The organism is Niallia circulans (genome assembly GCF_007273535.1).
Classification (GTDB): domain Bacteria; phylum Bacillota; class Bacilli; order Bacillales; family Cytobacillaceae; genus Niallia; species Niallia circulans_B.
Genome location: NZ_RIBP01000001.1, coordinates 795,239 through 820,312, shown reverse-complemented (window position 1 = coordinate 820,312; position 25,074 = coordinate 795,239). Strand labels below are relative to the sequence as shown.

Genomic DNA, 25,074 nt, shown 5'->3' with positions numbered 1-25,074 from the left:
TGTTAGTGATAATCCTAACAGCTCTTTTTTTAGGTAAAGCAATAGTAATAAGTGACCAAACATAGTCACTTAACGAGTAAAATCAGTGAATGTTTCTTAAGATTATTGCTCGATAAGTGATTATTTCTCATCCATTCAAACAAGATGGTGTCTAAATGTAGACACCATCAATTAAACTTGATAATACTGGATTTTTCATAAACCTCAACTTTTGAAAAAACCTCTAAAACGAGCGCAGTCACTAGTTAAATTCTCTAAGTATTGAAATGTACTGGTTTTACCCTAACCTATAAAAAGAAGGAGGAAGAGGGAGGCAGTGAAAGATGAAAATTAGCTTAAATACAAACGAAAGCCGATAATGATTAACAGCACAGACAGCATCTGCAATATGACCTTGCCTGGTATTTTTTTTGAAAGCAGTACGCCAAGCTGGGAGCCGATTAGGACGCCAATGCCACCCCATAAGACAATTTGCCAATCAATACTGCTGTAAAAAATTTGCGAAATAGCTCCTACAGATGAATAGATGGTAAGGGAAAATATGGACGTTGCGGTAGCGATATGTGTTGGAACTTTAAAGCCATATATCAATATTGGAACAAGGAGCCAGCCGCCGCCAATTCCTAAATAGCTGGAAAGCACTCCCATCAGAAAGCCAATTGGGAGAATGTAGGCTATTGGCAAATGTACAGCTTCTTCGAGTGAAGAATATTCTTCACTAGTTGCGGCAATTTCATCCTTTGCCGTTCCTTCTTGCCCTAATTGCCGTGCTTTTTTCCTTTTTAGATTTGCAAACGGGGAATTTTTGGCGAATAGGAATATCCCTAAAGCAACTAAAATTGTGGCGAAAATAACATAAAAATAGCTAGATGAGTAGATTTGCAGAAGCCATACACCGAGAATCGAACCGGGGATAGCACCAGCACTTAGTGTTAAGCCTGTGTGGTAATGAATTCGTTTTTGTTTTGCATAGCCGACTACCCCTGACAGGGAGTTTATTAAAACAATGACGATTCCAGAACCAGCAGCAAGGGCAGGATCCATCTGAAACACCAGCAATAATGCAGGAACAAAGATAAAGCCGCCGCCAGCACCGACAATTGTTCCATAGCCACCTGCAATAATGCCGACGATAATCAATAATAAACCTGTTATGATATCCATCATCGCTCCTCCTTTTTCTTATACCTTAAGGCTATCAAAGGAAGCGACGATTGTATATTTGAATAATTTCATAGCCTATAAGCAACTGTTATACCCATGATAAAAACCTTATATTAATAGGAAAAAGCAGGCTTTTTCTGAAGGAAATGCCTGCTTAATATATTACTGTCGAATAAATTGCACGAAATATTTTAATCCGGATTTTCTAAAGCGATGGGATTTCTGCACCATCCATAAATCACGGGAGATAAGGAAATTGGTTATCTTCACTTCATGCAGAGTTCCGCTCTTTATTTCCTTTGTGACAGTCAATCTTGGCATAATGCTCACACCTAAATCGGCTTCGACAGCACTTTTTATGGATTGATAGCTTCCTAGTTCCATTGCGCTTTTAATATTACCGAGCACACCATGCTCGTTTAACGCAGTTTCCACAATAAGCCGTGTTCCAGAATCTGTTTCTCTCCAAATCATTTTTGCTTCGGAAAGCTCTTGGATACTGATATGATCTCTGCTGCTCCAGAAATGAGCAGGAGAGGTGACGAGAATCAGTTCATCATCTGCAAACTTTTCACGGATAAGCTCTGTATTGTCAACAGCACCCTCAACAAAGGCAATATCGATTTCATTATTGTCTAGTTTTGCCAATATGGTAGGGGTATTGCCGATGGAAAGGCTAAACTTTAAGTCTGGATAGCTTCTGCTGAATTCTCCGAGTAAACCAGGCAATAAATATTCGCCAATCGTCGAGCTTGCACCGATATTTAAGACAATATCCTCATTCCCGGTCAATTCCTGGATTGCCGCAAAGGAAAGCTTGGAATACTCTACGATTTCCTTTGCAAATGGATAAAGAATTTCACCTGCTTTGGATAACGTTAATTTACCGGCACTCCGTTCAAACAGCTGTGCTTGATAGACTTCCTCTAATTGTCGGATTTGTCTTGTCACTGCTGGCTGTGTCACAAAGCTTAAACGGGCGGCTTGACTGATCGTGCCTTCCTCGACAACAAGGCAAAACATTTTCAAACTCTCTATATTCACTTAATAATCTCCACCTTAGTAAGCTTTTTTAAGCAGTATAAAAGGTATTACTTAACATCGGCAACACACCTAAAGCCAAGATGCCCAGAAGAACTGTCTGGTGTATTGGAGGTCCGAGCAGCAACACGATAACGATTGCAATAAGATTCATGACAAAGGTAGGAGCCGCCCCTCATAATTCTTGTTTCCCCGTTTTCCGGTCCTTGCGGATTTGTCTGTCCGCCTCGTTCATGGATGCTTCTGCTAAACCAGTCCGAGCACCATTCCCATACATTGCCGGAAGTATTGTACAGTCCGTATCCGTTCGCCGGGAATGATTGAGCCGGAGCAGTTCCTGCATAGCCGTCTTCCTTTGTATTCATTCTTGGGAATACACCTTGCCATATATTGCAATAGTGTTCGCCGTTCGGTGTTAGTTCGTCTCCCCAAGGGTATTTTTTTCTTTCAAGTCCGCCTCTGGCAGCATATTCCCACTCTGCTTCAGTTGGGAGTCGCTTGCCTGCCCAGCGGCAAAATGCATTGGCATCATTCCATGAAATATGCACGACAGGGTGGTTCATACGGTCATTAATATGTGAGCCAGGACCTTCAGGCGCTTTCCAATAGGCACCGTTAACACCATGCCACCAAGGCGTATTGGGAACAGGCGGTGTTTGCCTTAGCTGAATCGGTGAAAGGAACAGATAAAAAACAAAGGACCAGCCGAAGCGTTCTGCTTCTGTTACATAGCCAGTATCCTCCACAAATGCTGCAAACTCTTCATTTGTGACACAATAAGCATCTATTAGAAAGGAATCAAGCTCGATTTTGCGTACGGGACCTTCACCATCTGCAGGAAAACCTTCCTTTTCCGTTGTTCCCATAAAAAACTCACCGCCTTGTAACTGGACCATTTTGTTTCTAAATTTCACTTCCAGGTTAGCTGCAGGTATGTCAGCATGTGTTTGTTTATTTTTACTTGCTGTTTCATTTCTTCTAACTGCACAGCATGACCGTGTTTCCTTCATTTTAGATCACTTCCTCTTTTGTTAGGTGGTTTCTGTGAATGACTGACTTGCGGTCTGTAATAGTCGAATCTATTAAAATCTCTTGATTAAATTCCACAGCACCCTGCAGATAGCGGAATAAAAGACTTGCTGCCTCCATTCCCATTTGAAAGGCTGGAACATACACGCTTGTTACAGCAGGGAAGCATTGTTCGCCATCACCGTATCGATGTTCGATTGTAGCTATTGATACATCATGTGGAACCTTTAATTGAAGATTGTTTAAATAATTGATTGTTTGCTGAACGATGGAAATATCTTGTACTAAAAGGGCAGTCGGCTTATCTTCGTTGCTGAAAATTTGCTTTAATAGCTGGATATACGCATCAAGACTGCCTGTATGATGATGAACATCAATTTGCAGAACCTCTTTATTTACTGCTGTATAATCTTGTGTGACGCTGTTGATTATTTTCTCCTCTGTACTGATGATGGCCATATGCTGATGGTGATGGCTAGTGAAATGATCTAGCAGGTCTTTGTTATATTGCTTGTACTTTGCATAAACATTTAAGCCGATATGGTCGACTGTTTTCTCTCCAATATAGACCATCGGCATTTTTGCATGTAATAGCTCAAGAAAGGCATCACAGATTAGCGGTGTACCACCTAGTATAAGACCGTCAATTTTCTTTTGTTTAATAAAGCTGTAATACTGGGGAGGGCACTCATTTCCTTGAATTTGTTCTTTTGTAGCTGTTTCATTAATTAATAAAAGGTGATAACCAAACTTTATCAATATTTTGTTAACACCGTTAATGAATTCAAGTAAATATGTATTGGACGTGCCTTCAATAGAAGGGGTTTGAAACGGAAAATAAAGCCCAATCAATTTCGTTTCATTATTCGCTAGATTTTGAGCGATGGAGCTTGGTGTAAAATTCAGCTTTTCTACGGCATCCATTACCTTCTTTTCTGTTTTGCTGCTTGTGTAGCCGCTTTTGTTTAATACTCTTGAAACAGTGGAAATAGATACTCCTGCTAGATTTGCAACATCATAAATAGATACCTTCAATATACTCACCACTTTTTTAAATTTATCGGCAGATAGAAGCATTAAAAGGTTTATGGAAGCGCTTCTATATTATTACTGCTAATTTACCATTAAAGCATGAACAGGTCAATCGTGTATAAAAGTTCGTTATACCCTATAAATATATTGTTATTGCAAGCGTTTAACAATTTTGATAAATTGTACGTAACAAAATAATAAGCGCTTTCAGATGTGGTGAAAACAAATGTGGAAGCGCTTCTACATTAAAAATTGGAGGAGAGATACTTATGCGAGCCATAATGGTGATGTTTGATACGTTAAATAGACATATGCTTCCAAACTACGGCTGTGATTGGATTCATGCACCTAACTTTAAGAAGCTAGGAGAAAAAACAGTTGTGTTTGATCAGTCCTATGCAGGCAGCCTGCCATGCATGCCGGCAAGAAGAGAGCTGCATACAGGCAGATACAATTTTCTGCATCGCAGCTGGGGTCCAATTGAACCATTTGACAATTCCATGCCTGAAATCTTAAAAAAAAATGGCGTCTACACCCATTTAGTAACAGATCATCAGCATTATTGGGAGGATGGGGGAGCAACTTACCATACAAGATACAACTCCTTTGAATTAGTTAGAGGACAAGAGGGTGATCCATGGAAAGGGCATGTTAAGGACCCGGACTATCCGGAAACAGAAACAGCAAAATCGCTTGCGAGTAGTAATATGTACAGACAGGATTTAGTTAACCGGACCTATTTTGAAGAAGAGCAAAATCACCCGCAGACTAGCACATTCAACTTGGGCATGGAGTTTATTGAAAAGAATAAGGAGGAAGATAATTGGTTTTTACAGCTTGAAACATTTGATCCGCATGAACCGTTTTTCTCTTATTCGCACTACAAAGAACTTTATCCTCATGAATATAGTGGTAAGCACTTTGATTGGCCGCCATATTATTTTGTCCAGGAAAGTAAAGAGGTCGTCTCACATGGGAAGTATGAATATGCAGCATTATTGAGCATGTGCGACCATTACTTAGGGCAAGTAATTGATTTAATGGACAAAAATGATATGTGGAAAGACACGATGCTTATCGTCAATACAGATCACGGCTATTTATTAGGAGAGCATGGCTGGTGGTCGAAAAGTGTAATGCCTGTTTATGAAGAAATTGCGCATACGCCATTATTCGTCTGGGACCCGCGAGTCGGCGTTACGGGGGAAAGACGACAATCGATTGTACAAACAGTTGATATAGCACCAACATTGCTCGACTTCTTTGGTGTTTCGCTGCCTGAGAATATGGATGGACAACCACTGCGCCAAACCATTCAAGCGGATGTACCTATCAGGGAAACGGCATTATTTGGATACCACGGCGGTCATGTAAATATAACAGATGGTAATTATGTATACATGCGAGCACCTGTAGCACCAAAAAATGAGCCACTCTATGAATATACATTGATGCCAACACATATGAGACAGCCATTTGCCCCAGAAGAGCTGCAAAATATTGAAATTCAGCAACCGTTCTCTTTTACGAAATGCTGCCAGACAATGAAAATTAAGGCAGGCGCCGGGTTTGTGAATGCATTTCAATTTGGTTCTAAGCTTTTCGATGTTCATAATGATCCACACCAAAACGAAGAACTTGAAAATATAGAAGTAGAATTAAAGCTCATTGAAAAGATGGCAGCACAAATGCGGAAAAATGATGCTCCACCAGAACAATTTGCACGATTAGGCATACCAGAGGATGGCCGCATGACAGTAGAAGAGCTACAAAAGCAGAAAGAAGAAATTCGGAAAAAGGAACAGATAACAGTGCTCCCAAATCATCCATGGGAAAGAGCTGCCCAAAATCAGCTGCGCGCATTATTGAATATAACTCCCGAAGAACAGCGCGCTGAATTATTAAACCAGTTTGAAGAATTTGTCCTAAAGTCAGCTCAAGATGGAGTTTCTACAGAGACTGTTCATGAGTTCATTGAGACAGCTTATGAAAAGGAGCAAAAGGCAAAGGCCCAGTACTTTACAGGGTTGGCAGGACGAACAAGCTAACAGGAATTTTGCCAAGAAAGGATGATGACAATGTATCTTGTTATGGATATGGGAGGAACATTTATTAAATATGCCCTGCTTAATTCGGCAGGAACGATTATGGAAAAAAACAAAAAGCCGACAGTTAAAACAAATCTGCCTGATTTTAAGGAAGCTTTATTTTCCATCATTGAAGAGCATGATTTAACTAGCATCAAAGGGATTGCGATAAGCTGTCCAGGCACAGTGGATGTTAACAGCGGTGTCATTTATTACGGCGGTTCCTTTCCGTTTTTGCATGAAGTAAATCTTGCAGACATGATAAAAAGCAAATATAACATAGAAACAACGGTGGAAAACGATGGTAAGTGTGCTGCATTAGCTGAACTTTGGCTTGGCAGTATTAAAGGGAAAAAAGATGCTGTCGTATTAGTGCTGGGGAGCGGCGTTGGCGGCGGAGTGATTTTAGATGGAAAACTGCATCGCGGAGTGAATCTGTCAGCAGGAGAAATCAGCTATGTGATGAGCAATTTAGATCCAAATACGAAAGAAACAAGCTTTATGGGTGCTTTAGGTTCTGGTGCCTTAATGGTGCGCAGCATAGCGGAAGTTAAGCAGCTTGCAGACTTAACCGATGGTGAAGCTGTATTTAACTATATAAATAGCGGCGACAAGGAAGCGATGAAGATTTTTGATGATTTTTGTATACACGTAGCAGGTCAAATCCTTAATCTTCAATATATTCTAGACCCAGAGATATTTGCCATCGGTGGTGGTGTCAGTGCTCAAAAGATTCTATTAGAACGAATTAAGTGGGCAGTAGAGGAAATTAAACAGGCAAATCCGATGCATATGGCGAACCCGAATATTGTTGCTTGTCATTTCCGCAATGATGCGAACCTTTATGGAGCATTGTATCATTTCTTTGTGAGCAAAGAGGGAGCGTTTATAAGCTAAAAAAGGGCGGGGCAGCATATTGTTGCCTCCACAACTTTTAATAATTTGTGGAAGCGCTTCTATAATTTATAATGTAATTTTACGGAGGGAAAAAACAGATGAGCACAAAAACAAGAGCCCAAAAAAGCGATATATTTTTCTATTCACTTGGCGGATTTGGATCAAATCTTCTATTCACATTAACAACATCCTTTTTAATGTATTTCTATACAGATGTATTTAAAATATCACCATTAGCAGTAGGTTCGGTATTTTTGCTTGTTAGAGTTATTGATGCCATTTTAGATCCGTTTATTGGCATGCTTGCTGACAGAACAAGAAGCAAGTGGGGTACATATCGTCCGTGGTTAATGTTTGGTTCGCCATTATTAGCAGCGATGACATTGCTGTTATTCAGTGCACCAGATTTAAGTGCATCTAATAAAATCATTTATGCGATTGCGGTGTATGTTGGATATTCTCTAGTTTCTTCACTTGTCAATATTCCATATCACGCCTTAACACCAATTTTGAGTCAGGACCCAAGTCAACGGACAGTGATTGTAACGGCCAAACAGCTTATGGGCAGTCTTGGAACATTGTTGATTTCTGGTGCAGCACTACCAGTTGTTGCGTTCTTTGGCAGTGGCGAAAAAGGCTGGTTCTATACTACATTAGCATTTTCTGTCGTTACGATTGCATCCTATTGGTTTTGTGCAATCGGTGCTAAAAATGCAGATAACGCAGAGGTTAATAATCAAAAAGCACTGAATTCTACTGAAGGTCATCCTCCACTTAAGGAGCAGCTGAAGATTATTTCAAAAAATGGACCGTTACTTGCCTTATTAATCGCTGGCTTTGCTAATATGACAGCACAAATTGTTAACTCGCAAACGGCTATTTACTATTGGCAATACAATATTGGCAGAGAGGATTTATATTCCCAATTATTCATTTGGGGGACATTGTTATCCATTCCTGCGTTTCTGTCTATTCCTTGGTTCGTCACAAAATTTGGCAAGAAAAAAGTGTTTATTGTTTCGTGTTTGATAACGATTTTACCACTTGTCATTTTGTTATTCTCTTCCTACGAAAATATAGCGGAAATTTTTACACTATCTGTTTTAGTCAAAGTCCTCGGACCGTTATCAGGTGTTCTGCCATGGATAATGATTGCAGACTGTGTTGATTATGGAAAATGGAAAACAGGCATTAACGGATCAGCAACGATTCACTCAATGATGCTGTTTACAAATAAATTAGCTGCAGCACTTGGCGGGATTCTTGCTGGCGCTCTCCTTGGTACTGCCGGATATGCCGCAGGTCAGCAGCAAACAACAGAAGCATTAAATATGATTACCTACCTTTATTTCCTTGCCCCTGTTATTGGCTATATTATCGCTATTATTGCGTTTAAATTCTATGGAATTACTCCAGAGGTACAAGCTAAAATGACAAAAGACATAGACGAAAGAGAGAATCAAAATAAAGTAGTTAGCTAATATCCTTATAAGAGGTTGGGACAAAACAAAAGATAACCTTTCTAAACTCGAATAATAAAATTACATCAATTTTTAAAAAATGGAGCTTGTGACTAAATAAAATATGGAGTTAAAATTAGTTCGTTTCATTGCGCTATAGCCAAACGCTTTCCGCGGGGAGGAAGATGAGTCTCCTCGGCTTCGCCTGTGGGGTCTCACCTTTTCCTCTATTTCCCGCAGGAGTCGAGTGGCCTCCGCTCCATTCCACTAAGATTTCTAATTATTGTAACCCAAGAAAAAACGAGCTATCTAATCGGTATTTGAATAGATAGTTCGTTTTTTATGCTGATTCACATACTTATGTTCTAGCCACTTTGAATTATAATAGAAAGCGCTTCCTTATATAATTTAAATATATAAAACTTCGTTATACCCTATAAATTTAATGATATTGCAGAAGGTGAAATTTTTTGATAAATTTGTGCTAACAGCAAGATGAAAGTGCTTACAACAAAATGTGGAAGCGCTTCTATATAAATGTGGAGGTGATTACATTATTAATTGTTTTTAGAGGTTAATTAGGATGAAATCATAAGGGGGAAACGTATGAAAAGCGCAAATGCAAGTGTAAAAAAGAGTGAAGTTGTATTTTATTCTTTTGGCGGTTTTGGTTCCAATTTATTATTTGTATTTACTACTTCCTTTTTAATGTTTTTCTACACAGATGTATTTAAGATTTCACCTGCTGCTGTTGGTACTGTATTTTTGGTTGTTAGATTGATAGATGCCTTTTTAGATCCTTTTTTAGGAATGCTTGCAGATCGAACGAGGAGCAGGTGGGGCACATATAGACCATGGTTAATCTTTGGCTCGCCACTGCTGGCAATGTCAACATTGCTGCTATTTACGGCACCTGAATTAAGTCCAACAGGTAAAATTGCTTATGCCATTGCCGTATACGTCGGATATTCCTTTGTTTCATCTATCGTTAATATACCATATCACGCTCTAAGTGCAGTGTTAAGTCAAGAAACAACACAGAGAAACTGGATTGTTACAGCAAAGAATTTTATGGGTAACCTTGGAAGCTTAGCAGTTTCAGGCTCTGTGCTTCCATTAGTAGCCTTTTTCGGCAGTGGACAGAAAGGCTGGTTTTTTGCCACACTCTTGTTCTCGATTGCGTCTATTTTCTCCTATTGGCTTTGTGCTTACGGTTCAAAGCAGCATGATAATAAAGAAATTAACAACCTGAAATCATTGGAACAAAAAGAGCATCCAACTATTAAAGCGCAGATGAAATTAATCTCTACAAACAAACCACTTGCTATTCTTTTACTTGCAACTGTAGTAAAAATGGCAGCCCTAATGTCCACATCTTCGATTGCCATTTACTACTGGCAATATAATATTGGCAGACCTGACTTATATTCACAGCTATTTATTTGGGGAACAATTCTTGCGATTCCTGCTTACTTTGTGACACCGCATCTCGCCAAGAAATACGGAAAAAAAGCACTTTATAATTTCAGCTGTTTTATAACGATTGTGCCATCGGCGATTCTTTTATTAACCCCGTCAGAATATGTAATGACAATTTTTGTATTATCTGTTTTCGTTAAAGTCCTCGGTCCATTCACAACAGTATTGCCGTGGATGATGCTGCCAGACTGTGTAGATTATGGCAAACTTAAAACAGGCTTAAATGGCTCTGCAACAGTCCACTCGATGATGATTTTTATAAATAAGGTTGGAGCAGCAATCGGCGGCCTTTTGTCTGGTGTTTTGCTTGGTGTTGTCGGTTACGTTGCAGGACCGCAGCAGCCTCCAGAGGTATTGAGCATGATTAACTATGTGTACTTCCTTGTTCCGATTATCGGCTATGCACTTGGCTTAGTATTTATGAAGTTCTATCCGATTAATAATGACTATCACTCTAAAATACTAGCAGAAATAAATAAAAAAGACATAAACAGCCAGCCGCCAGGTCTATAATTTTAAGGGAGGAGAAACGATGACGATGAAGAAAAAACCACATATTATTTTGTTTAATCCAGATCAATGGCGCGGGGACGTGCTTGGCCATATGGGGAACCCTGCTGCAGTAACTCCTAATTTAGATGAAATGACAAGAGAGGACGGTGTCTCCTTTCGGAACGCATTTTGCCAAAACCCTGTATGTACACCAAGCCGCTGTTCGTTTATGTCTGGCTGGTATCCTCATGTAAGAGGGCATCGCACTATGTATCACATGATGAGCGAAGAGGAGCCTGTACTATTAAAGACATTAAAGAATAATGGATATCATGTCTGGTGGGGTGGGAAAAATGATCTTGTTCCTTCAGAAAATGGCTTTGATGCGTATTGCGATATGAAGTATGAACCGGAAAATCAGCCAAAGCCGATGTTTGGCGGTATGTTCACAGGTGGTGAGGATAACTGGCGGGGGTTGCCTGGCAGTGACACGTATTACTCGTTTTTAGTTGGCAAGCTGGAAAAGGAGCAAGGAGAAGAATGCTATTATGACAGTGATTGGGCCAATATCTTCGGCGCAATTGAACAGATTAAAAACGCGCCAGAGGATAAGCCGCTTTGCATTTACTTGCCTATACTTTATCCCCACCCCCCATATGCGGTGGAGGACCCTTGGTACAGTATGATAGATAAATCAAAACTGCCTAACCGTATCAAAGCAGAGGACCTTTCAAAAGATATGCCGTCAATGCTGGCAGGACTGCGGGAAAGATATAACATGGAAGGATGGTCTGAGGAGCGCTGGACTGAGCTAAGGTCGGTGTACTACAGCATGTGTGCTCGCGTTGATTACCAATTTGGACTATTAATGCAAGCACTAAAAGAGGCGGGGATTTATGATGATACAGCTGTCTTTTTCTTTTCCGATCATGGTGACTTTACAGGCGATTATGGATTAGTAGAAAAAACGCAAAATACTTTTCAAGATTGTTTGGCAAGAGTACCATTTATCGTTAAACCACCAGCACACCACCAAATCAAACCAGGAATCAGCGATGCTTTAATCGAGCTTGTGGACTTGGCTGCGACGGTACATGAAATGGCAGGGATAGAGGCAGATTACACCCATTTCGGACAGTCTCTTTCACCATTAATTGCAGGAATAAAAGAAGAACATCGTGAAGCAGTATTTTGTGAAGGCGGTAGAATGCATGGGGAATATCATTGCAATGAGTCTGCACCTGCAAATGAAGACACATCAATGCTTTATTGGCCAAGAGGTGAAATGCAGCGCAGTGAAGGACCAGAGCACACTAAAGCAACGATGATTCGCACAAAAGACTATAAATATGTAAAAAGAGTGTACGAAGAAGATGAATTATACGACATTAAGCAAGATCCAGAAGAAACTACTAATCGTATAAATGATCCAAATTTAACTTCCGTTCTGTTCGATTTAAAAGAAAAAATGCTAGATTTTTACCAGCAAACCTGTGACGTTGTTCCACATAAAAGATCGAGCAGGGAAGCGAAAGCACACTAACAAAAAAAGTGAGTTCGATATTTTATCGGACTCACTTTTTTTATTAAAGGTATTTTAAAAAAACGATCATTTTTTTCTGCTAGAAGAACTTTTTATTCCTAAAATTTTCATGATTCGCAAAACCTTCTTATGATTAACGTTTTGTCCACGCTTTGCAAGCTCCTCGCGAATTCGGCGGTAGCCATACCGGCCTTCATGCTCATCAAAAATTGTTTGTATTTCAACCTTTATATCAGCATCCTTATCAGGTCGGCTCATTTGTTTCAGCAGGTTATAATAAGTGCTTCGTGGAATATTAACGTACTTCACAAGAGCTGTTACCGGATATTGCTTCCTTAATTCATAGACTATTTTGGCTTTGTCTTGATTGGTGATGTTTTCTTGTTTAGACATAAGCAATTCTAGTTTTGTTAAGTAGTCATTTTCCATATCTTGCTGCCTTTTGTTTGCTATCAGAGGAACGGAAGTTTTTTGCTTTTTTGAATTATTTGATTTTGATGTCATATATATCCCTCAGTAAAAGTTGAATTTCTATTCCATTTAAAATGTAATAATGAACAAGATTGGCAGCTTATCCTTAGCTGAACTATCTCGTAATTACATCTAGTTTAATGTGTTTCAAAGATTTTGTATAGGTTTTGCGAAAAAATCTGGCATTACATATTAATTAGTAAGGTGACTTACTAGACGGACACTTTCCTAAAAAATAGTATGCAAAACACATTGATTTATGCCATTTAGGATATAGGAATTGTAATGTAGAAATCATAGTGGCTATATATAGTCACTATATTAAAACCATTGATAATACTGAAACAATAAAATGTTTTTATGTATTTGAATACACGAGTGAAAAGATAAAGACACTTACTGTCGAGACTCGCTTGAAAAGAAATAAATTACAGAAGTATTAAGCAATTAAAATCCATCTACTAACCATGTCAAAAAAAGTCGAATATAAGCACGTAAGGAGACAATAATCAGTACAGCTTATGTTATAATTACTTATGGAACAAACGTACGAATAAACTTACTGCATCAGTGTGTGCACATAACATGTAGCTGCACAAAAACTAACTCAGTAAAGTCTAAAAAATTATACGCATCCAATATAATAATAAATTAATAAAATAAGCATTTATAAAAGTTAATGTTAACAAACTGAAATAAATAACAGGATTTAAGCAAGCAGATATACAGGAGGAAGTTAGCTTGAACACATATATAGTCATGCAAGGAAGCAAATACCATGAAGTAAGGGACATGGGAATAATCTGGTCACCGAAAATCGCTAAAGGTGGCAGTATCGAGCATTCGTGGGAAAGAATGAAGGAAGTGAAAAAGGGCGACCGCATTTTTCATTATGTGAAAGGAAATATTGTGGCGATTAGTATTGCGAAAGAGGATTGTGTGGAAGCAACAAGGCCACTAATTTTGCAATCAGACCTTTTTGATGATGAAGCTGGGTACCTAGTTGAGGTCGAGTATTATGAACTGGACAAATCGGTAAATGTAAAAGAGAAATTCGCCGCTATTTCACCACTGCTTCCAATCAAATATTCACCTTTCCAAGACGATGCAAGTGGAAATTCAGGCTATTTGTACCCATGTAATGAAGAACTAGCGATCAAGTTGTTAGAGCTGATTGGCGAATTAAATATTTACTTAATAGATACAGAGCAGCTCGAATTATCGATGGATTACATCAAAGTAACAGAGCATAACACATTAATACCAGTTATTGCCGAAACAGAATCAGAAGTGAAAACAAAAATCCGTTTAGGACAGCAACGATTCAAGAAGGACTTAATGTCCTTATGGGGCTGCAAATGTGCATTATGCGATATCGAATTGCCAGAGCTGCTGAAAGCAAGCCGCTCCAAACCATGGAAAGACAGCACAAACGAAGAACGAAACGATCCATACAACGGTATCCTGCTATGCAGTAATCACGACGCCTTATACGAAAACGGTAAAATTGCCTTTGACGGTCAAGGCAGACTCCACATCTCACCTGAGATTAATGAAGAAGATTACTTAAAATACGGGTTATTGACGAAAAAGAAAATTAAGTTAAACCAAGACAATAAGGTATACTTCAAATGGCATAAAAGAAACATCTGGAGCAAAGCAATCGGCACAAATGAAGAAACAGAAAGCCAAGAAGAAGAAGAAGTAATAGAACAGCCTTAAACAAGGGCTGTTTTTTTTCGTAAAATAGATTTTTCGGAATATTCCATTTGACAATGAAAACGGTTTACGATATATTTTAGCAATAAGTGGCATTGTTACTAATACTATATTTATAGTTTATTAGGCAAAACCCATCATACGTTTCAAGCAAAATAAATATGGGAGGTCGCCGTTTTGTTGATACATAAGGTACTCAACAATAATGTTGTTATATGTAAAGATGCTGAACTGAACGATATTATTGTTACAGGCAAAGGGATCGCCTTTCAAAAGATTAAAGGCGATGAAATTGAAACAGCATCAGACATTAAAGTTTATACCTTAAATAACTCAACGGTGAAGAAGAAGTTCCAGGAGGTTGTATCACAGATTCCAATTGAGTATATGGATATCAGCGAGAAGATCATTGATTATGCCAAACGAACAATTGGAAAAGAAATAAACGATACTATCTATGTAACTCTCACAGATCATATTTACAGTACATGTGAGCGCTATCGCCAGCAAATTAAGCTTAAAAATGACTTATACTGGGATATTAAACGATTATATAAAGAAGAATTTAAAGTCGGAGAAAAAGCTGTTGATAAAATCAGACAAGTGTTTCAGTTGGATTTACTTGACGATGAAGCTGCATTCATAGCAATGCATTTCGTGAATGCTGAGCTCGATAATAACGTCAATGACGTAGCGAGTATTACGATTGTTATTAACGATATTTTAAATATCGTCAAATACCATTTTAAAATCAGCTATGATGAGGACAGTATTAGCTATGGCCGTTTTATTACCCATTTGAAATTCTTCAGCTATCGGATATTAACCCAAAAGCCAAGCTTAGTTGAGGATAAGGAGCTGTTAAGCATTATTGCCGACAGATTTCCTGAAGCTGAAAAATGTGCCCACAAAATTGAAAAAATGTTGTTAGAGCATTATGATCATAAGCTAACCATCGATGAGAAATTTTATTTAATTATTCATATAGAACGAATTGTGAAAGAAAGTTGTTAGGATTGTTACCTTAAAGGCAAAACCTAAGCATTCACTAAAAAATTATTTTTTAGTGCTGTGCTTAGGTTTTTTTTCATACAAAAAAGGAGGAAAACCTATGGATTACGCAAAAACAGCCAAAGATATATTAAAAGAAATTGGCGGAGAAGAAAACATAGTATCTGTTGTGCATTGCTATACGAGATTAAGATTTACATTAAAGGATGAATCGTTTATCGAGGATAAAAAAGTGGAGGACATTGACGGTGTTCTTGGCATCATGAAGTCTGGCGGTTTGTACCAGGTAATCATAGGTAATGATGTTGCCAAATGCTATAAGGAACTAATGAAAATTACTAACTTAGATGAAAATGAAACGAAGCGACCAGAAGGAAACAAACAAAAACAAAACATCATTAACCGCTTCTTTAATATGATTTCCGGCTGTATGGCTCCTGTTCTCCCTGCCTTAATTGCCGGAGGGATGATGAAGGTTGTTCAACTAATCATTGTCATGCTTGACATTTTGCCAGAAGAAAGTCAAAGCTATCGTTTATTCACAGCAATCGGTGACGCACCATTCTTCTTCCTGCCAATCCTGCTTGCTGCATCATCAGCTAGATATTTCAAAGTATCACAAACATTAGCTGTTGCAGTTATAGGTGTGCTAGTTTATCCAGACTTTATTACGATGATGGGTGAAGAAAGCGTTCACTTCTTCGGCATTCCAGTAACTGCCGCATCGTATTCCTATTCTGTTATACCTGTATTGTTAATTGTCTGGGCAATGAGTTATATTGAACCATTTGTAGATCGCATTGTTCCAACTGTTGCGAAGAACTTCCTATCGCCATTGCTAGTTTTACTCATTTCTGCTCCAATTGCCTTTATCGTGTTAGGTCCAATTGGTGCAATCGCGAGTAATTATTTCACAGATGCTCTTATGTTCGTGTATGACACTACAGGAATTGTTGCTGTTGTACTATTATCAGCCTTTATGCCGCTGATCGTTCTAACAGGGATGCACCAAGCATTTACGCCAATCATTCTCTCAAGCATCACTACATTAGGCTTTGATCCACTAATTTTAGTTGCTCAGCTAGCGAGTAACCTGTCACAGGGCGGAGCATCACTAGCGGTTGGGATGAAATCTAAGGTCAAAAAGCAAAAGCAAATCGCTTATTCTGCTGCATTCTCCGCATTACTTGGCGGTATCACAGAGCCAGCAATGTATGGAGTAACCGTAAAACTGAAAAAGCCAATGATCGCATGTATTATTTCCGGTGGACTCGTTGGTGCATTCACAGGCTTCTTCCAATTAAAAACATACGTAATGGCAACACCTGGTTTAATTTCTATCGGTGAATTCCTGGGTGGTGTCGGAAATACAAACATTATTGTTGCCGTTATCGCAAGCGCCTTAGCGATTATCCTGTCATTTACACTTACATGGTTTATTGGCTTTGATGAAAAAGAAGCAGATATTGATACAACGAAGAAAAAGAAATCAAGTACTGCACAAGCAACAAAGACAACAGAAAAAGAAATCGCAGTAGACAGTCCAGTCAGCGGCACCTTTGTACCACTGACAGAAGTAAAAGACTCTACCTTTTCGAAAAAATTAATCGGTGACGGGATTGCCATTTACCCTGACCAAAATAAAATAGTAGCTCCCTTTGACGGAGAAATTGAAGCCTTCTTTGATTCCAAGCATGCGATTGGTTTAAAAAGTGATGATGGTATCGAAATTCTTATTCATATTGGCTTGGAAACAGTTAATCTAAACGGACAATATTTTACTGGTCATGTCAAAAAAGGCGACCGTGTGAAAAAAGGCGATGTGCTGATTTCATTTGATAAGGAAGCGATAAAAGAAGCGGGCTTTGATTTAGTAACACCAGTTATTGTCACAAACTCTGGAGACTATGAAGTGAAGATTCCTTCATTGGACCATATTAAGAAATTCGATGAAATCATTTATGTTAGCAAGGTTGATAACGCTTTAGTTGGTTAAATAAATCATAGAATGAGAGGAAGATAATAATGACTATTAAAGGATTTCCGAATAACTTTTTATGGGGCGGCGCTACAGCTGCCAATCAATTAGAGGGCGGCTGGAATCTTGGCGGTAAAGGTCCAAGTATTGCAGACATGTTCACTGGAGGCAATAAAGATAGAGCAAGAAGAATAACTCCAGAGCTTGAGGCTGATACATTTTATCCAAACCATGAAGCAGTCGATTTTTATCATCATTATAAAGAGGATATTCGCTTATTTGCAGAAATGGGCTTTAAAGCCTATCGCTTCTCAATCGCTTGGTCACGGATTTTTCCAACAGGTGAAGAAACAGAGCCGAATAGAGAAGGACTGGCATTTTACCATAATGTGCTGGATGAGCTGGAGAAGTACGGAATTGAACCAATTGTGACAATGTCTCACTATGAAAATCCGTTTCAGCTAACAAAAACATATGGCGGCTGGGATAACCGCAAGTTAATTGATATCTTTATGCCATATGCTGAGTGTATTTTACGCGAATATCAGGATCGGGTCACATACTGGATTTTATTTAATGAAATTAACCTGCTCACACAGCCAATGGGCGGCTATTTTGCTGGCGGAATGATTTTAGAGGGTGTCGAAAACGAAGAAGAACGGCGCTACCAAGCAATGCATAATCAGCTCGTTGCCAGCGCAAAAACGGTAAAACTAGGAAAGTCTATCTCAGAAAGCTTTCAATTTGGCTGCATGATCGCCTATGTTGGAGCCTATGCATTAACATGTAAGCCAGAGGATGTAAGAGCACAGCAAAGAACAGACCAAATTCATAACTGCATTGCTGGAGATGTTCATGTGCGCGGGCAATATCCTGCCTTTGCGCACCGCTTCTTTGCAGAAAAAAATATTGATATTAACATGCTGCCAGAGGATGAGCAGATTTTACAAGATGGGGTTGTCGACTACTATACATTCAGCTATTACACAACAAATTGTGTTGCTGAAAATCCTGAAGGAGCAAAGGTATCTGGCAATGGCAGCGGCGGCTTGATGAACCCATATTTAAAAAACAGTGATTGGGGCTGGCCTATTGATCCAGAAGGCATTCGCTGGGCACTAAATAATATACATGACCGTTATCAGCTGCCAACAATGATTGTCGAAAATGGCTTAGGCGCAGTTGATGTCGTCGAGGAGGATGGCTCTATTAATGATGACTATCGCATCGCTTATCTTGGCGCGCATATTGAACAAATGAAGGAGGCTGTTAAAGACGGAGTCAATTTAATAGGATATATGCCATGGGGCTGTATCGACTTAGTGTCTGCATCAACTGGCGAAATGAAAAAAAGATACGGGTTTATCTATGTCGACAAACATGACGACGGAGCAGGAGATTTTGGCAGAAAGAAAAAGAAATCGTTTGAATGGTACAAAAAAGTGATTGCATCAAACGGAGAAATACTGGAAAATGAGGCCCAATAAAATTACCTTAATCATGATGATTCTCGGTATAACGCTAATAGGCTTCAGTGTTGCGATATTCAGGCTCATCGCATTTGGTACAGATCCATATAGCGCTATGAACCTTGGATTCACAAATATTTTTCCTTTATCATATGGAACGATGCAGCTTGCCGTAAACCTGGTTCTGCTCCTGTTTCAGCTGCGCTTTGCGAAAAAAACAATGGGCGTAGGGAGCTTTATTAACTTAATCTTGCTAGCGTATATGTCCGATTATTTTTTATATGTTCTTAAGACAGTACCTATCAATTATGAATTACTTGAAATTCGCATTCTGCTTTTACTGATAAGCTTAATTTGCTTAACATTTGCTATTTCTTTGTATACAATCAGCGACCTAGGAATTGCACCATATGACTGTTTATCTGTCTTTATGTCTGAAAAGTGGAGTATAAAATACCATTGGTGCCGCATTATGACAGATTCCACCTGTATCGCCATTGCGTTTTTGCTAGACAGTGAAATAGGAATAATAACTCTTTTTCTAGCATTATGTACAGGTCCGTTTGTTTCCTATTTTAACAAGAATGTGAGTATTCCGTTAAGATTAAGATACGATGGTATATACAGGGCAGCACACACTATTATTCAGCCTAAAATAGGCGGAGGTGCTTAAAACACCTCACATGACCTTCCGAGTGCTCGGAAGGCTTGTTTTGTTTGTCGTAATTTGATGAACGATAAGGAATTGTTTAGATGATAAATATCTTTAATAATAGAATTAAAGATTATTATTGCGTAATCCTAAATACCTGACTTTCATACATAAAGGATGAATATAATGACTCAAGAAGCAAAAGCAGAAAATAAAAAGAGCTTGGAGAAATCAGATAATAAGAAAAAAACCAGGAAAAAGCTCCCTAAACAAATATTAATGATAATAGGGATAGTTGCTTTAACGGTACTAATTTTCGGAGGATTTAAGCTGTATAAGGTATATACGGCAGGACAATTTACAAATGGTGCAATGGAATCAGCTGAAGGGAAAAAGCTCGATTATTTAGTCGAGGAGGACCCGAATGGAACAAATACCGAAGACATAATGTACGCAGACTTTAATGAAGACGAAGTCATTACAACCATGCACAAAATGACACATCAAAAAGTCGTTTCCAGCAAAAAATGGGGCGCGGTGGAAATGACTAGTGCAAGAGTCAATCAGCTGTATATCATTGTAGAAAATAGCGACTTTGAAAATAAAGAGGGACTTCTGTATATTTTACAAAAATGGTAGAACAAGGACTTTAATTTGGTTGATGACGATCATAATTATTTGTGGAAGCTGCATGGCGGAAATGTTGGGGAAGCGACAGGGGTATTTACAGAGGAAGAAGAGAAGGAGTTTGTAGAGCGGGTGTTTTAAACCAGAGTTGTCTCTGGTTTTTAATTTGCCACTTTTTTATAGTTATTCTCTTGGATTTGGATATTTCAACCATGTTCTTTCCTATGCTAGATATAGTAGAATAGCACTATTGAGATTTAAGGAGAAATACAATGTCTAAAAAGAACTTTCTTTATTTATATATCGTAGTAAGTTTACTCTGGATTTTCGGAACAGACTTTTTGCTTACATTTGTTGATAGTCAGTCGACAATGCTTTTTCTGCAAAAATTAAAAGGAATATTATATGTTTGTTTTACTAGTATACTAATTTATGTACTTATTGTCAGGAAAGAAGAGTTTGAGACAGTAACAGAAGAGAAAAAGCAGCTAAAGACACTGATTAATTCAATGGTTGATTTTGTTAACTTTAAGGATGGAAATGGTCGCTGGCTTGAGGCAAATGAAGCTGGCTTGAAGCTTTTTCAGCTTGATGGGGTTGATTTTAGAGGGAAAAAGGACTCTGAGCTCGCTAAATATACAGATTTTTATCATGATGCACTAATGTATTGCGAAACTTCTGATAAAGAGGCTTGGAAGGCAAAAGAAGTTACCAGATGTCTTGAATATATTCCCCTACCTAACGGGGAAATAAGAACGATTGATACGATAAAAGTTCCCAATTTTAACGACGATGGCAGCCGCCACTCACTGGTAGTAATTGGCCGTGATATTACAGAGCACCTAAATACAGAAAAAGATCTCAGCATGACGAAGCAGCAATACCAATCACTTTTCGAGAATAACCCAGACATGGTGTATGTACTCGATTTAGACGGGAATGTTGTTAATGTAAACCGTCAGTTTGAGAAGATTACTGGTTATAGTGCAGATGAATTTAATGGGAAAAGAATTGTAAGCTTAGTGACGGAGGAGTTTCAGGAGCTTCTTCGTGAGAATTTGTTAAACTCGATACTTCAAGGTAAATCAACTACAAAAGAAACAAAAATTATAAAAAAGGACGGCAGTATCAGTGATATTTCCTGCACAACATTTCCAATGATGCTAGATGGTGAAATCGTCGGTGTTATTGGCTATGGCAGGGATATAACAGCTATTAAGGAAACAGAAGCAATGCTTCGAAAAGCTGAAAAACTGTCTGTCGCCGGAGAGCTAGCCGCAAGTGTTGCACACGAAATTCGCAATCCACTGACATCCATTCGCGGCTTTATCCAATTAATGAAATCGGACGAAACAGCTTCAAATAAAGCTTTTCACAACATTCTCCTAGATGAAATCGACAGAATTAATGATATCGTCAGTGAGCTGTTATTATTGGCAAAACCACAGGAACTGAACTATGTAAAGGCTAGAGTAGAGAGCATTATGAGCTCAGTTTTCGGTCTGCTTGAATCACAATCAAACCTATACGGTGTAGAATTGAACTCAAAAATAATTGGCACACTTCCTGAGATTGACTGCGAACCAAACCAATTAAAACAGCTGTTCATCAACATCATCAAAAACTCAATAGAAGCAGAATCCACAAAAGTAAACATAACAATTAAAAACACAGACAACGGATTTGTGCAAATAATCGTAAAAGACAATGGCTGCGGAATCGAAAAAGATCGTATTAAACGCTTAGGGGAGCCATTCTATTCAGCGAAAGAAAAAGGCACAGGGTTAGGATTAACAGTCAGTTACCGGATTGTTCAGGCACATAAAGGACAGGTTAGGTATGCAAGTGAGGTTAATGAAGGTACCGAGGTGGAAATTTTGCTGCCAGTAACAATAGATTAATAGGTGGAAGGACATTTTAGCTTAATGTTAATATGTCCTTTTTTATTGTATATGGGAATACGTTGTTAATATTTTACATATTAGTGGCAATACATTAAAATATATGCATAATATTACAGATAGCAGAGGTGTACTAGTTGAGGAAATTCTCCATTTTTCTATTCATTCTGAGCACAATATTATTAAATGCGTGTAACGGACAAACAGACAATATTACTTATGCCATGATCGTTGTAGTTAATAACAAGGAATATAACGGAACTGAAACAGTGAAAGACGAAGGGATTAAAATGGGTGAAAGGATAGGAGAGATTGAAAAAGAGACACCAGTAGATGTAATGCCTGAGAATAATCAATCTAATAGCTTTGAGGTTGGTTCCAAGATATACTCTGTGCAGGGCACAGATCAATATATCATTGTTTTAGACAAGGATAATGAAGAGCATTTATTGGAGAGGGCTCCTAGTGATGAATAATTCAATCTTTAACTGGGCTTTTTTATACAATTTTTAATATAAATATGGTGAATTTCAAAAATACATTTGAGAAATGTGATTTTGTAGTACAGTGGCAATAGCATTGGTTCTAAATATTAAATACTAAGGTTTTAATAATCCTTATTGATTTGGCAGTGGATACCTTATTTATTTTTATGTCGGAGGAAAAAATTAGTGGAAAATTGGGAGTATAATGAATTAATTGAGGCGGTTCAAGAAGTATATGAGGAATTACTAGACGAAGATAGAGGTCATAGATATGCGATAGCAAGATTATCTGAAGAGTTTGATAGAATGGGGAAAATGGAAGATGTTATTGTCGATACTGTAATAGGAGAAATTGCAATTAAAAATGAAGCTGTCTTTGTCGGCATTATTGCAGGAATAACAAGAAGGTTAAGCTTGTTTAATCCAAGTGACTATGAAGGTGAATTAAGTACAGATGAAATGGATGATCTAATGAAAAGAATTAATAAAGTGATAGTAGGATTAAAAAATGTAACTATAGATTTTAACCCATCAGCAGAAATGTAAACATTATTTTAATGTTAAAAATGAAAGTATAACTCATAGGCTGAAAATTTATACATGTAACAAGAGAGTGTTTTTTTATGTTATCTTCTATAAAAATGGAGAACCCAGTTTTTCAATTACTAGCTGGATATTTTCATCAAGATATCTCATTTCCTGAAGAAGTTTTTCTTATAACTTGAAAGTAATTAACTGAAATATTCTGCGTAGGAATTAATTTTACTAATTATAAGCTGACTCACAAAGTTTTTAAGAAATTTTAATCTAATTTTAATTCTACTAGTATAGTATTTCTCTTTATGAGCATATTAGAATTTGACTATTATGTCGTTCCAGTTGACTTATAAATGAAATTATAAAGGAGAAATACAATTGAATACTATGGCTAAATCTGCGACAAAACCTATTAGTACAACACCAATTTTTGCTGTTTTACTTGCAGGGGCTTTTGTTGCGTTTTTAAATCAGACTGTTATAAATGTCGCATTGCCGGACATCATGGCACATTTCCACATTGATGCAGTGAAAGCGAACTGGTTAAGTACAATATTCCTATTAACGAATGGGATTGTTATTCCGGTTACGGCCTTCCTGATGGAGAGATTTACGACAAGGCAATTATTTTTATTTTCAATCGGCGTATTTGCGATTGGTACGTTAATTTGTGCAATGGCTGGCACATTCCCGATTATGCTCGTTGGACGGGTCGTACAAGCAATCGGTGCAGGAATTCTATTCCCATTGATTACAAATGTGATTTTCACTATTTTCCCACTAAACAGACGCGGATTCGCCATGGGGATATTCGGCGTGGCAATGAACTTCGCTCCTGCAATCGGTCCAACATGGGCTGGCTGGATTATTGAATCCTACAATTGGCGTGTTATTTTCTATATTATTGCCCCAATTGCTCTCATTGACTTTATTCTCGCAATCTTCTTCGTGAAAAATGTCACACAAACAAGCAGACCGAAGCTTGATACATTAGGAGTTATTTTATCAACGATTGGATTTGGCGGAATTCTTTATGCCTTTTCAACAGCTGGCTCAAAAGGCTGGTCATCAACAGAAGTCGTAACGATGTTTATCGTTGGTGGAGTCAGTCTAATTCTGTTCGTATGGCGTCAATTTGTTGTTAAACACCCAATATTGGAGTTTAGAATCTTCAAGTACAAGCTCTTTACATTAACAACAATTATCAATGTTGCTGTAACAATGTCGATGTTCTCTGGCATGATACTTATGCCAATCTATATGCAAAACATTCACGGTTTTAGTGCATTAGAAGCAGGATTCATGCTGCTGCCTGGCGGAATCGTGATGGGTATCATGTCTCCGATTACAGGAAAGCTGTTCGATAAATATGGTGCGAGATGGCTGGCAGTTATCGGTTTGGCAATCACAATGGTAACAACATATGCATTAACAAGATTAGAAGTTAATACAAGCTATTCCTACATTTTATGGATATATACAATCAGAATGTTAGGTATGTCACTTATCATGATGCCGATCTTTACGGCAGGACTTAATGATTTAGGCCTGAAATTAAATAAATACGGTACAGCTATGGTTAATACATTCAGAATGGTAGCCGGAGCAATCGGCATGGCCTTCTTCGTATCAATCATGACAAACCAAGGTGCAAACCATGCTGAAGACTGGATGAAGCTGCATAACATCCTGAAAACAGATAAACTAGGCATTGCACAAGCAGCGAAGGAAGGAACAGTAATGGGAATCAATGATGCATTTATGGTTGCCACTTACCTGACAGTAGTTGCTTTCGTGTTGGCTTTCTTTATTAAAGGATCTAAGCCTGGGGAGAAGAAGGCTTAATATGGTGGAAGAGCGTTGAGGAAACTCGGCGCTCTTTTTTGTTTATTGATTAATTAATTATTACTTATATTGTATTGTTCGAAATGTGTGTATAATTTTAGTTGCAAAAAATTAAGAGTTATAATTAAAATTAACTCATCTGATTCTAAAAATAA

19 protein-coding genes and 1 pseudogene are annotated in these 25,074 nt (G+C 38.2%); 15 read left to right on the top strand and 5 right to left on the bottom strand.

Features of this window, described 5'->3' with window-relative positions:
* Nucleotides 1-330: 330 nt before the first annotated feature.
* The 4 genes from CEQ21_RS04890 to CEQ21_RS04875 form a co-directional block, all read right to left on the bottom strand.
* Complete coding sequence (locus CEQ21_RS04890; RefSeq protein WP_185764096.1) at nucleotides 331-1,164, bottom strand: sulfite exporter TauE/SafE family protein; 834 nt, start codon at nucleotides 1,162-1,164, stop codon at nucleotides 331-333.
* Between the two features lie 162 nt (nucleotides 1,165-1,326).
* The gene (locus tag CEQ21_RS04885) at nucleotides 1,327-2,208 is read right to left on the bottom strand and encodes a LysR substrate-binding domain-containing protein (protein ID WP_185763505.1); all 882 of its coding nucleotides are present in this window, start codon (nucleotides 2,206-2,208) and stop codon (nucleotides 1,327-1,329) included.
* A 47-nt stretch (nucleotides 2,209-2,255) separates the two neighbouring features.
* On the bottom strand, nucleotides 2,256-3,215 hold the full coding sequence (locus CEQ21_RS04880; protein ID WP_185763504.1) for a formylglycine-generating enzyme family protein: 960 nt from the start codon (nucleotides 3,213-3,215) through the stop codon (nucleotides 2,256-2,258).
* Between the two features lies 1 nt (nucleotide 3,216).
* On the bottom strand, nucleotides 3,217-4,269 hold the full coding sequence (locus CEQ21_RS04875) for a LacI family DNA-binding transcriptional regulator (protein WP_185763503.1): 1,053 nt from the start codon (nucleotides 4,267-4,269) through the stop codon (nucleotides 3,217-3,219).
* Between the two features lie 266 nt (nucleotides 4,270-4,535).
* Between CEQ21_RS04875 and CEQ21_RS04870 the strand changes: the two genes are divergently transcribed.
* From CEQ21_RS04870 to CEQ21_RS04850, 5 genes are all read left to right on the top strand, one after another.
* Entirely contained in the window at nucleotides 4,536-6,314 is a 1,779-nt protein-coding gene (locus tag CEQ21_RS04870; RefSeq protein WP_185763502.1) for a sulfatase, read from the top strand.
* Nucleotides 6,315-6,344: 30 nt separating this feature from the next.
* The gene (locus CEQ21_RS04865) at nucleotides 6,345-7,250 is read left to right on the top strand and encodes an ROK family protein (protein WP_185763501.1); all 906 of its coding nucleotides are present in this window, start codon (nucleotides 6,345-6,347) and stop codon (nucleotides 7,248-7,250) included.
* Nucleotides 7,251-7,348: 98 nt separating this feature from the next.
* Nucleotides 7,349-8,731: an MFS transporter gene (locus CEQ21_RS04860; RefSeq protein WP_185763500.1), complete on the top strand. Its 1,383-nt coding sequence runs from the start codon at nucleotides 7,349-7,351 to the stop codon at nucleotides 8,729-8,731.
* 585 nt (nucleotides 8,732-9,316) lie between these two features.
* On the top strand, nucleotides 9,317-10,702 hold the full coding sequence (locus CEQ21_RS04855; protein ID WP_185763499.1) for an MFS transporter: 1,386 nt from the start codon (nucleotides 9,317-9,319) through the stop codon (nucleotides 10,700-10,702).
* 19 nt (nucleotides 10,703-10,721) lie between these two features.
* Nucleotides 10,722-12,224 (top strand): sulfatase family protein, encoded by a 1,503-nt coding sequence (locus tag CEQ21_RS04850; protein ID WP_235907168.1) that lies wholly within the window; start codon nucleotides 10,722-10,724, stop codon nucleotides 12,222-12,224.
* 66 nt (nucleotides 12,225-12,290) lie between these two features.
* Here the strand turns inward: CEQ21_RS04850 and CEQ21_RS04845 are convergent, their stop codons facing one another.
* Nucleotides 12,291-12,728: an IS3 family transposase gene (locus CEQ21_RS04845; RefSeq protein WP_185763498.1), complete on the bottom strand. Its 438-nt coding sequence runs from the start codon at nucleotides 12,726-12,728 to the stop codon at nucleotides 12,291-12,293.
* A 708-nt stretch (nucleotides 12,729-13,436) separates the two neighbouring features.
* On the opposite strand from CEQ21_RS04845, the gene CEQ21_RS04840 reads away from it, so the two are divergent.
* The 10 genes and pseudogenes from CEQ21_RS04840 (at nucleotide 13,437) to CEQ21_RS04795 (ending at nucleotide 24,919) form a co-directional block, all read left to right on the top strand.
* Nucleotides 13,437-14,417, top strand: a complete 981-nt coding sequence (locus tag CEQ21_RS04840; protein WP_185763497.1) for an HNH endonuclease — start codon at nucleotides 13,437-13,439, stop codon at nucleotides 14,415-14,417.
* A 174-nt stretch (nucleotides 14,418-14,591) separates the two neighbouring features.
* The gene (gene licT, locus CEQ21_RS04835) at nucleotides 14,592-15,428 is read left to right on the top strand and encodes a BglG family transcription antiterminator LicT (protein WP_144454443.1); all 837 of its coding nucleotides are present in this window, start codon (nucleotides 14,592-14,594) and stop codon (nucleotides 15,426-15,428) included.
* Nucleotides 15,429-15,525: 97 nt separating this feature from the next.
* Entirely contained in the window at nucleotides 15,526-17,421 is a 1,896-nt protein-coding gene (locus CEQ21_RS04830; protein WP_185763496.1) for a beta-glucoside-specific PTS transporter subunit IIABC, read from the top strand.
* Nucleotides 17,422-17,450: 29 nt separating this feature from the next.
* Complete coding sequence (locus CEQ21_RS04825; protein WP_185763495.1) at nucleotides 17,451-18,890, top strand: glycoside hydrolase family 1 protein; 1,440 nt, start codon at nucleotides 17,451-17,453, stop codon at nucleotides 18,888-18,890.
* Nucleotides 18,877-19,545 (top strand): YczE/YyaS/YitT family protein, encoded by a 669-nt coding sequence (locus CEQ21_RS04820; protein WP_185763494.1) that lies wholly within the window; start codon nucleotides 18,877-18,879, stop codon nucleotides 19,543-19,545. The genes CEQ21_RS04825 and CEQ21_RS04820 overlap by 14 nt, the downstream gene beginning before the upstream one ends.
* Nucleotides 19,546-19,701: 156 nt before the next feature.
* A pseudogene (locus CEQ21_RS27370) lies at nucleotides 19,702-20,292 on the top strand (DUF6241 domain-containing protein).
* Nucleotides 20,293-20,423: 131 nt separating this feature from the next.
* Nucleotides 20,424-22,052: a PAS domain S-box protein gene (locus CEQ21_RS04810; protein ID WP_185763492.1), complete on the top strand. Its 1,629-nt coding sequence runs from the start codon at nucleotides 20,424-20,426 to the stop codon at nucleotides 22,050-22,052.
* A gap of 137 nt (nucleotides 22,053-22,189) precedes the next feature.
* Complete coding sequence (locus tag CEQ21_RS04805) at nucleotides 22,190-22,528, top strand: hypothetical protein (protein WP_185763491.1); 339 nt, start codon at nucleotides 22,190-22,192, stop codon at nucleotides 22,526-22,528.
* A 195-nt stretch (nucleotides 22,529-22,723) separates the two neighbouring features.
* The gene (locus CEQ21_RS04800; protein WP_185763490.1) at nucleotides 22,724-23,083 is read left to right on the top strand and encodes an Imm3 family immunity protein; all 360 of its coding nucleotides are present in this window, start codon (nucleotides 22,724-22,726) and stop codon (nucleotides 23,081-23,083) included.
* A gap of 378 nt (nucleotides 23,084-23,461) precedes the next feature.
* Complete coding sequence (locus tag CEQ21_RS04795; RefSeq protein ID WP_185764094.1) at nucleotides 23,462-24,919, top strand: DHA2 family efflux MFS transporter permease subunit; 1,458 nt, start codon at nucleotides 23,462-23,464, stop codon at nucleotides 24,917-24,919.
* The last annotated feature ends 155 nt before the right edge of the window (nucleotides 24,920-25,074 follow it).